Origin of the sequence: Gloeocapsopsis crepidinum LEGE 06123 (genome assembly GCF_015207655.1) — a bacterium.
GTDB classification, from domain to species: Bacteria; Cyanobacteriota; Cyanobacteriia; order Cyanobacteriales; family Chroococcidiopsidaceae; genus Gloeocapsopsis; species Gloeocapsopsis crepidinum.
In genome coordinates this window covers 135,367-145,737 of sequence record NZ_JADEWN010000004.1, presented here as the reverse complement: position 1 = coordinate 145,737, position 10,371 = coordinate 135,367, and the positions used below count along the sequence as shown (strand labels likewise).

The 10,371-nt window shown below is 40.6% G+C and carries 9 protein-coding genes; all 9 read right to left on the bottom strand.

What is annotated here, in order from left to right; translation table 11 throughout:
• Positions 1-215: 215 nt before the first annotated feature.
• Positions 216-1,400: a glycosyltransferase family 4 protein gene (locus IQ230_RS02900; protein WP_228054529.1), complete on the bottom strand. Its 1,185-nt coding sequence runs from the start codon at positions 1,398-1,400 to the stop codon at positions 216-218.
• A 2-nt stretch (positions 1,401-1,402) separates the two neighbouring features.
• Positions 1,403-2,410 (bottom strand): glycosyltransferase family 8 protein, encoded by a 1,008-nt coding sequence (locus tag IQ230_RS02895; protein ID WP_193930578.1) that lies wholly within the window; start codon positions 2,408-2,410, stop codon positions 1,403-1,405.
• A gap of 100 nt (positions 2,411-2,510) precedes the next feature.
• Positions 2,511-3,533 (bottom strand): glycosyltransferase family 8 protein, encoded by a 1,023-nt coding sequence (locus IQ230_RS02890; RefSeq protein WP_193930576.1) that lies wholly within the window; start codon positions 3,531-3,533, stop codon positions 2,511-2,513.
• Between the two features lie 57 nt (positions 3,534-3,590).
• Positions 3,591-5,231 carry a glycosyltransferase family 4 protein gene (locus IQ230_RS02885; protein WP_193930574.1) on the bottom strand — a complete coding sequence of 547 codons (1,641 nt, stop codon included), beginning with the start codon at positions 5,229-5,231 and terminating at the stop codon, positions 3,591-3,593.
• A 45-nt stretch (positions 5,232-5,276) separates the two neighbouring features.
• The gene (locus IQ230_RS02880) at positions 5,277-6,464 is read right to left on the bottom strand and encodes a DegT/DnrJ/EryC1/StrS family aminotransferase (protein WP_193930572.1); all 1,188 of its coding nucleotides are present in this window, start codon (positions 6,462-6,464) and stop codon (positions 5,277-5,279) included.
• Positions 6,457-7,431, bottom strand: a complete 975-nt coding sequence (locus tag IQ230_RS02875; RefSeq protein WP_193930570.1) for an SDR family NAD(P)-dependent oxidoreductase — start codon at positions 7,429-7,431, stop codon at positions 6,457-6,459. Before IQ230_RS02875 ends, IQ230_RS02880 begins: the two co-directional genes overlap by 8 nt.
• Positions 7,421-8,137, bottom strand: a complete 717-nt coding sequence (locus IQ230_RS02870; protein WP_193930568.1) for an acyltransferase — start codon at positions 8,135-8,137, stop codon at positions 7,421-7,423. Before IQ230_RS02870 ends, IQ230_RS02875 begins: the two co-directional genes overlap by 11 nt.
• A complete protein-coding gene (locus IQ230_RS02865; protein WP_193930566.1) occupies positions 8,137-9,228 on the bottom strand; it encodes a DegT/DnrJ/EryC1/StrS family aminotransferase in 1,092 nt (363 codons plus the stop codon). Before IQ230_RS02865 ends, IQ230_RS02870 begins: the two co-directional genes overlap by 1 nt.
• Positions 9,225-10,346 carry a Gfo/Idh/MocA family protein gene (locus tag IQ230_RS02860; RefSeq protein ID WP_193930564.1) on the bottom strand — a complete coding sequence of 374 codons (1,122 nt, stop codon included), beginning with the start codon at positions 10,344-10,346 and terminating at the stop codon, positions 9,225-9,227. Before IQ230_RS02860 ends, IQ230_RS02865 begins: the two co-directional genes overlap by 4 nt.
• Positions 10,347-10,371 lie beyond the last annotated feature (25 nt).

Below are 10,371 nucleotides of genomic sequence, written 5' to 3'. Positions count from 1 at the left end.
CTGATTGAGGTGTCACCTTGTGTGTATGCCTTAACTATTTTTTCTCGCAAGTCGAGCGAGTACGGTTTCATTAGACTTCATTTGTGTACTCCTCTTACTGTACCTCATAAACTTGCAATAGGCTGTAACTTGCTTTTAGCTTTGAACCTTAGGTTTGCGAAGTGTCCTTAGAGTCCTGCTATAGAAACAGAGCGCTTTGATATACTAGTTTTAAGCTATAATTGATTTAGCAGACTATTAACGGTCTTGCCAGCTACTGACCAATTTAGGCGAGATTGATATTCATTAAAGGCAGAAAGTGCTAAGTTTTTGTATTCTTTGTAATTGAGAAATAAGCGATAAATATAGTCACAGTATTCAGTAATATCACCATCAATTTTAAAGATATTACCATTCACACCAGCCTTTATCATTGTTGGAATACCACCAACTTGGGTAGATATACAAGGTACACCTAATGAATTGGCTTCACAAAAAACAATAGGTGTACAATCGGCAAGCGAAGGTAGAATTAAGAAATGAGAGTCAGCAAGAAGCTGATATATTTTCTTTTTGCCTTCATAAGTAGATTTACTAATAAAACCGAGAGGCTTAACAAAGTTAGGTAGAGTGCCTTTCACAGGAGGTTGGCAACCAACTACTGTTAGTTCTGTATTTAAACCTAGTTGATTCAACCTTTTTGCTACTTCTAAAGCAACATCTCCTCCTTTGCGATGCCAATCAACCCCTAAAAATAGCAAGTTGCACTTATTTGTTGGTTTAGATTCAATTAAATTTTTAATTTCCTCAAAAGTTTGATTACTTTCGACATTGGCTCCAAAAGGTACGACTTTCACCTTGCTTGGTTCTGCATTGTAATGCTCAATAGCTGTTTTAGCTGCCCATTCAGATGAGTAAATTGCTAGTTTAGATTTCTGTAAAGCAATAGTCTCCATCAAATGCCCGTTCTTGACTGACTCTTCACAGAGATTACTATATTGAGGGTAAAAATCTAATAAATTCGCAAAAGTAGCATCTGCCCAGAACACAACTGGTTGGTTGCATTCAAGATAAGTAATTGGATTTGTTGTTGCACTAAATACAATGTCAGCTTTGACCTTAGATAACTTTTGAGAAACTTGTCTCGCGTAATCCTTCAAAATCAATTGTTCTAATACATAATCTTTTCCCAAAAGTTTGTAATAATGACGCTTACATTTACTTACAGCTTTTAGGAACAATCTATCCTTCAAAGGTCCAATATATTCGAGATCAGATTGGTTTTTAAGAGCTTTAGCAATGTAATAGCCCAATCCAGCCCATTCGTTGTAGCCACTTAAAGCTTGCGCATTGTAAGTCGTTACGTACGCTAGTTTCATAAACTCTTTGTATGTAAGATTTAAATAATTCAAAACAGCCATAGTTATTGAATTACAGATATAACCTGACGAAATTCACGAACTAACCGAAGCCAGAGTCGTCTCCAAATCGTCAATCTCCAACCTGACCAAGCTGTCATATCTACATATTGAAAGAAATATTCTTTAAGTAATGTATGGCGCGAGTTCCAAGGTTTTTTAGCTGATACGAAATGAATGATATAAGGATCGTGAATGAGATTATAGTAATCTTCTTCTGAAAATGGGCTATCCTGCCAAGAAGAATAACTATAAACACTGCTAGGTGAACAATTCCATCTAGGCTCAATTTCACCCCATTGACCTGCGAGAAGCGCATTTAGGATTCCTTGATCGTACCAGCCAACATACTCTAAATTTTGCTTAAAATACTTTATGGCTTTAGCAGTGAGTTGATCTTCACGCCACTTTTTGAGATTAATAACAAGTACTCCTGCGTTGAAATACTTAGACTGTGTATTGAGTCCGAGTTTTTGATAATTTAGCCTTCCTGTAGGACTGGATACATAAGGTATCCATGAATCTTGCGCTGCTAGTACGTAATTATCCCCTATATCAGCTTGCCATAGTTCTCCCAAGTCGCCTCTGACAACTAAGTCGCAATCTAAATAAATTGCTTTTTCAAATTCGTTGGGAAGGAGTAGAGGAATGAGTAATCTATAAAATGAGGTAATCGAAACATAGTCTGCTTTTATTGTTACAGTTTCTGACTCTAGTGGTTGATGCACTTCTTTAACATGATGGAGTAAAGAATCAGATAGTGATAAAAAATTAACTTCACAGTTTTCTAAAACTAGAGATTTTAAAATTTTTTGCTTATTAGTATTATGAATTCCTCCATCAATGATAAAAAAAACTACTTTACGATTCTTATTCAGATTTTCAATTACAGAACACATTGTGACTGCAAGAGGCATTGCATACTTATTATCAGCAGCACACACGATAGCAATCGGCTCACTTTCTACAACAGTTTTTGCTTTTAGTTCACTATTTAAATTATCAACTTTCATGTTATCTAAGTTTTAATGAAATAAATGTTCTTCTCTGTTAACTTTTACGTTTTAAAATTCGTTATCAGGCTAGTATTTAAGCAATTTCAGGCTACTCATGCTAATTAGTTGTGTAAATACCAACTATAGAAATAGCTTTACGAAATTTATAAACTAATTTCAACCAAAGTTCTCTCCAAAATGTGAATCGCCAGCCTGACCATGTAGTCATATCTATGTAATGAAAGAAATGTTCTGCTAGTGGAACATTGCGAGAGTTCCAGGGTTTTTCACCTGAGACAAAATGAATGATATAAGGTTTGTTTTGAATGAGATTATTGTAAATATTTTCTGGATATGGGCTTTCTTCCCAACCAGAGTACTCATATACTCTGGCAGTCACATTCCATTGAGGATCAAGTTCGCCCCATTGGTCTGTAAATAGTGCATTTAAAATATCTTGATCGCCATAAAGTATATATTCTTTGTAATGATTAAGATACTCTATCGCTTTAGTAGAGATTTTTCCCCTTCGCCATTTTTCGAGATTAATGACAAGAACACCTGAATTAAAATATTTGGCATTTGAATCAATTCCTAACTCTTGATAATTTAGAAGCCCGTTGTTAGCTGATACAGAATGTATCCATGTATCTTGTGCCGCTAGTACATAATTTTCTCCTAAATCAGTTTGCCAAAGTTGGCTTAAATCTTCGTTAATTACTAAATCGCAGTCCAAGTAAATAGCCTTCTTAATCTGTTCAGGTAAGAGGTCAGCGATAAAGATTCTGTAGTATTGTGCGATAGAAATATACTTCTTTGCTTGACCTTCTGTGATTGTGTATCTGTATGCTTCCTCAAGTCTTTTAGCGAATTGCTCAGGTCTAGGTATAAACCTGACTTCGCAGTTCTCTCCACTTAGTGTTTCTAAGATTTTTTGTTTATTTTTTTTCTTAATTCCTCCATCAATAACAAATAAAAGGATGCTGTAATCGTTGCTAAGATTTGCAAGTAGAGAACGAGCTGTTACTGATAAAGGCATAGCATATTTATCATCAGCTGCACAAACAACAACTATGGGGGAATTTACTTGAAGAGTATTTATACGAGTTTTAGTAATTAATTTATAAGTATCTTTAAGCATGAAAATTGTAGGAATATCTAATTTTTTTGAACAATAAGATAACTAATTAGGCACTAATCAAGAATAGTGCGATCGTAGTAAATAGTAGCGCGATCGCAACCATTCAGGTGCTAAAAGATTGAGTGGATTTTGACGTAAACTATTTTTTTTGAGTAAGTTAAACCAGTAAAATAGCCTTTCAATCGTGGGCATTAATGACATATGCCATTGAATTAACTTGTCATCATCAATATCAATATCGTGTACCTTTGGTAGAAAAACATCTAGCTCGCTTAAAGCGATTTTGTCTTCTAAATTAGCAATTGAAGAAACTTTAGCTAAAGTAGCAATACAAGAATAGACATTGTTTAAAGAACGTTGCCAACCATCACCGCAGTGTGTTTCTACAATTTTGTTGCGAGTTGCTTCTCCCAAACCTAAGCGAAATTCTGTATTTTCAACTAACTGTGAGAGAGTTGCTGTATATTCTTCAAGGTTACGCACGCATACGAGATTGCCAGTCAGACCAGGCATATCCGCACCCAGAACACCACACGCATCTGAAGAGTAAGGATAACGACTAATTAGGGGAACGCCGTAGCTTCCGGCTTCCAGTAGTGAAGTATTTGAGACAAATGGGAATGAATCAACATAAATATCAGCAGCTTGATAAAATACTCTCGTATATTCAGTTTCACTGAGAACTTTGATTCTTCCCTGAGTTAGTTGAATTGCCTCTGACCAATCTTCCCTCTCTCCAGGACCAATAACAACCAAGATGGCTTGCTGGTGTTGTTGTAGCAATGGCACATGTGCATCTGCAAAGCTAATGCCGTCAATTGTTTTGTACTTTACTGCTCTAGCAATAGAGAGAAGTAAAATGCTCTCTTTAGGAATACCTAGTTGTTGCTTTGCTTCTGCACGAGAAAGCACTCTTTGAGTTGGTTCTAAAATGATAGGAAGTAACACATTTCGCTTTGGTTCTATATGTCTACGCTCTTGTGCTAAGCGCATCCCTGACTCACGAAGACCAACAACAATATCACTAACACTTGCTCCTAGCCAAAAAAGATGATCGGCATGATCTATTAAAATAACTGGTGGAAGCCGTTCTTTGTCTGAGAAGGCAATAATTGGGATAACATCAGAGCTATGAGTATGCAATACAACTAGATCGGCATTAATAGCTATTTTACGTAGCTGCTTTGCCCAAGAAATAATACTGCCAATTCTTGTGTTTAACTGGTATATCCTACCACCACTATTTGACACAGCCTCTTTTAAGAGATTTGGTACTACAGTTGGTGCTTGCCGTGTTAAAACAAGAGAGTGAGAACGTTCAGTATCTTGTTGAATCCAACGCCATAGCATTCTAGAATGCCCGCCGATAGATTTCATTGATGTCGCAACGTGTAGAACCTTCTTTGGCATTGCGTGCGAAGAACAGTTTTCACTTGAATAAGTGTTACTACGTAGTGCTTTTTTGCCAATTGATAGGAGAATACGCTCCAGTTCCCAGCTGACGAAAAGACCACAATGTTTTCCGCTGGCATAGGTAGCTGCCATTTCTCCATAGACAGCCGCCATGTCATACTTGTCACGATCTACAAAATCTTTTGCCTGAGTAACTAGGTTGCGAAATACTTCTAAATTTTGTTGAATGAGTTGGCTGCCTTCTTCTTGCCAAAGGCTGAGTGTATCATTAGCTAATTTTGTCATATAATTTCTTTGCTAAATTCCGCTCGGCTTTGGTCAGCAATATATTTAAATCCGACAAACAGTTCTCAAAACCCCGATCGCCCGATCTTGTTCTACCTCAGTCATTTGATGGAAAAGCGGTAAAATGATGGCACGATCGCTCACTTGTTCGCTTTCAGTTAGGCGATCGCGACCACAAGACCAAGCTTCAGTTTGATATGCCTCTTCAAGGTGAGCGCACATAATCCCGCGTCGCGTAGAAATTCCCGTATCCAGCATCGCTTGCATGACTTGTATTTGGTCGCACTGTTCCGGTAAACGGACACAGTAACTCTGCCAGTTGCTTTTTGCCCAACTTGGCTGGGTTGGTAGTTTCAATCCAGGTACGTCTGATAGTTTTTCTTGGTATCGCTCAGCTAGAAAACGGCGACGCTCCACAATTTCTGGTAGGCGTTTCAGCTGCTCTCGTCCAACTGCTGCTTGGATATCGGTCATCCGGTAGTTGTAGCCTAGCATCGGGTAAGACTCAAAGATTACCTGTTTCGCACCGTGGCGGATGGTATCAGGGACACTCATCCCGTGTTGTCGCCAGAGACGAAACTGTTTGTCCCATTCAGGATTATTCGTAGTAATCATCCCTCCATCACCAGTAGTAATTACCTTGCGGGGGTGAAAGGAAAAGCAAGCAATATCCCCATGCGGTTTGCCGATTTTCTCCCACTCATCATTCCAAAAGATTTCACTACCAATCGCACAGGCTGCATCTTCAATCACTGGCAGATTATAGCGACGGGCAACGTCCAAAATTGCTTTCAGGTCGCAAGGCATTCCCATTTGGTGGACGACGAGAATGGCACGAGTGCGTGAAGCGGAGCTATCCCGAAGGGAATCGCTAATCGCATCTGCAATTAACACCGGATTAATATTGTATGTCTGCGGTTCGATATCCACAAATACAGGCTTAGCACCACAGTAGCGGATACTATTTGCAGTGGCAATATAAGAGTGACTGACAGTAATTACCTCATCTTGTGGCTGCACACCCACAGCTAACAAAGCTAAATGCAAAGCTGTAGTGCAATTGGAGACAGCACAGGCATACTTTGCTCCTACATAAGTTGCAAACTCTTGCTCAAAAGCTGCAACTTCCGGTCCTTGAGTTACCCAACCAGACATAATCGCACGTCCTGCTGCCTCTGCTTCTAATTTGCCCATCCAAGGTTTAGCAACTGGAATTTGTATTTGTTCAGACATTGCTTATTTCCTTCGCCAGCTTTTGTTCGCGCCACCAATTGACTAACTGAAACAACCCTTCTTCTAGAGATACCTGTGCTTCAAAACCCAACAAGTCCTTTGCTTTACGAATATCTGCCAGCCGACGCTGCACGGGATTGACTTTACGCTCAGATCCATATTCTGGTTGCAAATCTGACCCCATCACCTTAGCCAAACTGTAGGCAAGATCGTTCAAACTGCTTTCCACACCGCTAGCAATATTAAAGACTTCATCTGTTACATCGGCTTTAGCAGCTAAGATGTTTGCCCTAGCGATATCTTCAATATAGACAAAATCCATTGTTTGCTTGCCATCACCAAAAATTAGTGGTGGCTGACCTGCAATGATGCGTTCCATCCAACGAATTAGGACTTCGGTGTAAACGCCATAAATATCCATGCGAGGACCGTATACGTTGAAGTACCGCAAGGCTACGTAGTCCAATCCGTACATGTCGTAGAAACTGCGTAATAAGCCTTCATTAAAAGTTTTCGCTGCACCGTAAATCGTGCGGTTGTTGTAAGGGTGGTGCGATTCAGTGGTAGGAAATGCCTCAGCCATGCCGTAGATTGAGGCGGAGGACGCAGCAACTACCTTCTTGACTTTAGCGTTTACTGCTGCTTCCAAAACATTGAAAGTACCATCAGCTAGAACTTCCAACGCAAGGCGCGGTTCTTGAGCGCATTGGGTGATGCGGATTGCAGCTTGATGAAAGACGATATCTACACCTTGCATTACGTCGGCAAGAAGTTGGCGATCGCGAATGTCACCTTCAACAATGACTAAATGCCCGTGTTCTTGTGCCCAAGCTAGGTTGTCACGCTGACCGCGCGTGAAGTTATCTAAGATAATGATCTCAGCAACTCCCTCCTTGACCAGCAGATCGGCAATGTAAGAGCCGACCAAACCTGCACCACCTGTAATTAGTACTCGACTATTCTGCATCTTCTATATTTTCCGTAATATTTTCTGATGGTTCATATCCTTCTCGCCAACGTAGAAACCGAGCAGGGACACCGGCTACAACAGCGAACGGTGGTACATCCTTAGTCACAACTGCTCCAGCCCCAACAATGCTGCCTTTGCCAACAGTTACCCCAGGAAGAATAACTGCATTCACTCCAATGTCGGCTCCTGATTCGATTCTTACTGGCTTAATTTCAAGGTCTGTTTGAATGATTGGAAGATCGACTGGCAATCCTGTATGAGTTGAACCCAGTACTTTCGCTCCTGGTCCCCAGCCTACATAATCTTCAATAATTAAGTCACGGGCATCAAAATAACTTTGAGGACCAATCCAGACATAGTTACCAATGACACAGTGACCATCAAACCGCCCTTGAATATAGCTTTGTGACCCAATAAACACTTGATTGCCAATTTCAAAGGTTTCTAAATGCTTAAACCCTACACCGCTACCAATGTGAACGCTATTTCCAAATTGACGTGCCATTGCCCGCCAAATAATTCGTCGCATTAGTGTATCAAAATTTCCCTCACCTGTAGCAAAGCGACTGTACAACTCACTTAATCCGTTGTTACTATAATGCTGGCGTAAATACTCTGCTGTTCCCACTTCAAATTCTGGATCTAGCTTCAGTTCTTGTGCGCCGTGTACAGCTTTGATCGTTCTATTTGTAGCTAGTATCATTAGATACTCTCACGCACTGCTGCAATAATGGTTTCTAAATGCTCTTGAGGAAGTTCAGGGTACATCGGTAGCGAAAGCACCTCATTTGCTACCGCTTCCGCAACAGGAAAGTCACCAGGTTGATATCCTAGCTCGGCATAAGCCTGTTGCAAATGTACAGGAATAGGATAATGAATGCCTGTTTGAATGCCCTGATCTTGTAGTCTTTGTTGTAGTCTGTCGCGTTGTTGCGATCGCACTGCATAGACGTGATAAACATGATGACTATAGGGCATTACAGTCGGAGTTTTCACACCTGAGGGCAAGAGTTTGTCATATTGTGCTGCATGTGTTCTACGAGCCTCAGTCCACTTATCTAAGTGGGGTAACTTCACCCGCAAAATGGCTCCTTGTAAACCTTCCATGCGGTAGTTATAGCCTTTAAGAACGTGATGATATCTGCGTTCTTGTCCCCAGTCACGCAACATTTTGATGGTACAAGCGTACTCAGGATTATTGGTGACAACCATGCCCCCTTCACCGTAAGCACCCAAATTCTTGCCAGGGTAAAAACTAAAACATCCCAACTCACCGATACTACCAACGCGCTGTCCTTTGTACTCAGCCCTGTGTGCTTGTGCAGCATCTTCAATGACAATCAAACCGTAACGGCGAGCGATCGCCAAGATCGGCTCCATATCTGCGGGTTGACCGTACAAATGTACAGGTAGAATTGCTTTTGTGCGTTCAGTTATTGCTTGTTCAATCTGCGTAACATCTATTGTGTAAGAGACAGGATCAATATCGACAAAAACAGGCGTCGCACCAGTGTAACCAATCGCTGCTACAGTAGCAACAAAGGTGAAAGGTGTAGTAATAACTTCATCACCAGGAACCACTCCAGCTGTTAATAATGCTAAGTGGAGGGCGCTAGTACCTGTGTTGACAGCAATACCATAATCAGCATCGCAGTAAGCTGCAAACTCTTTTTCAAACGCAGCTACCTCATCTCCTAAAACAAATTGAGTGCTTTCTAATAGTTTTAAAACGGTGGTATTAATTTCGTCTTTAATACTGTTGTACTGAGCTTTTAAATCTACAAATGGAATCATGCTGCTAACCTTGCTGTATTTAATTCAACTAATCCACCTTGCTTTTTCATCGACTGAGTAGCAGCTTCTAGAATCTTGACTACTCGCAGTCCCGCTTCCCCATCTGTAATCGGGTGATCGCCTTGTTGAATGCAATGAATGAAGTGTAATGCTTCAGTCTGCAATGCTTCTGTCATATCCAACTTTGGTGCCCACATGTCACCTGTACGGTAACCAACTAGCATCTGATACACCTTCTCAGAGCTGCCATTGACTGTAATTCCTTTGTCGTATACCTTGACTTTTTCACTCGGCTCTAAGTCGTCATAGCAGACCATTTTTTGACTGCCACCGAGTAGCGTGCGACGGACTTTGACTGGTGCTAGCCAATTCGCATGAATATGTGCAATCAAGTTATTCTCAAAAAACAACGTTAGGTAGGCAATATTTTCTGGTTCACCAGGAACGTGACTGATACCTGTAGCAGAAACAGCATAAGGCTCCAATTGCAATACATAATCCATAATGGAAAGGTCGTGTACTGCTAAATCCCAGAGCACATTAACGTCATGCTGGAATAATCCTAAGTTGACACGTACGGAATCGTAGTAATAAATGTCACCTACTATTCTAGTGGCGACCAATTCTCGCATCTTACGTACGGCGCCTGTATAAACAAAGGTATGATCTACCATCAGCACTAAATTACGCCCTTTTGCCTCCTCGATCAGTGTTATAGCCTGCTGGGAGTTAACAGTCATCGGTTTTTCTACTAATACGTGCTTACCAGCTTGCAATGCTGCTAGGGCTAAATCAAAATGAGTAGAAACTGGTGTAGCGATCGCAATAGCATCGATCTGTGAGTCTGCAAATAGATCGTGACTATTTGTAGTCACTTTCATAGCTGGATACCGCGACTGCACCTTAGCCAGCCTTTCTACGTTAAAATCACTAACTGCTACAACTCTTGCTCCTGGTATACCAGCAAAACTACGGACTAAATTAGGTCCCCAGTAGCCATAACCGATGACACCAATATTGATTGTGTGAGCTGGGCTTTGCTTATTCGAGGAAATTACTGAATATGGGTAAATACTTGTATCAAAACCTGCTTTTGCGCGATCGCTAATATTTGTCATTGAAGTACAACCTATGCAAGTAAAT

Excerpts from the sequence above, each read along its gene's own strand:
- IQ230_RS02900 (WP_228054529.1), bottom strand. The coding sequence starts at position 1,400 with ATGGCTGTTTTGAATTATTTAAATCTTACATACAAAGAGTTTATGAAA.
- IQ230_RS02895 (WP_193930578.1), bottom strand. The coding sequence starts at position 2,410 with ATGAAAGTTGATAATTTAAATAGTGAACTAAAAGCAAAAACTGTTGTA.
- IQ230_RS02890 (WP_193930576.1), bottom strand. The coding sequence starts at position 3,533 with ATGCTTAAAGATACTTATAAATTAATTACTAAAACTCGTATAAATACT.
- IQ230_RS02885 (WP_193930574.1), bottom strand. The coding sequence starts at position 5,231 with ATGACAAAATTAGCTAATGATACACTCAGCCTTTGGCAAGAAGAAGGC.
- IQ230_RS02880 (WP_193930572.1), bottom strand. The coding sequence starts at position 6,464 with ATGTCTGAACAAATACAAATTCCAGTTGCTAAACCTTGGATGGGCAAA.
- IQ230_RS02875 (WP_193930570.1), bottom strand. The coding sequence starts at position 7,431 with ATGCAGAATAGTCGAGTACTAATTACAGGTGGTGCAGGTTTGGTCGGC.
- IQ230_RS02870 (WP_193930568.1), bottom strand. The coding sequence starts at position 8,137 with ATGATACTAGCTACAAATAGAACGATCAAAGCTGTACACGGCGCACAA.
- IQ230_RS02865 (WP_193930566.1), bottom strand. The coding sequence starts at position 9,228 with ATGATTCCATTTGTAGATTTAAAAGCTCAGTACAACAGTATTAAAGAC.
- IQ230_RS02860 (WP_193930564.1), bottom strand. The coding sequence starts at position 10,346 with ATGACAAATATTAGCGATCGCGCAAAAGCAGGTTTTGATACAAGTATT.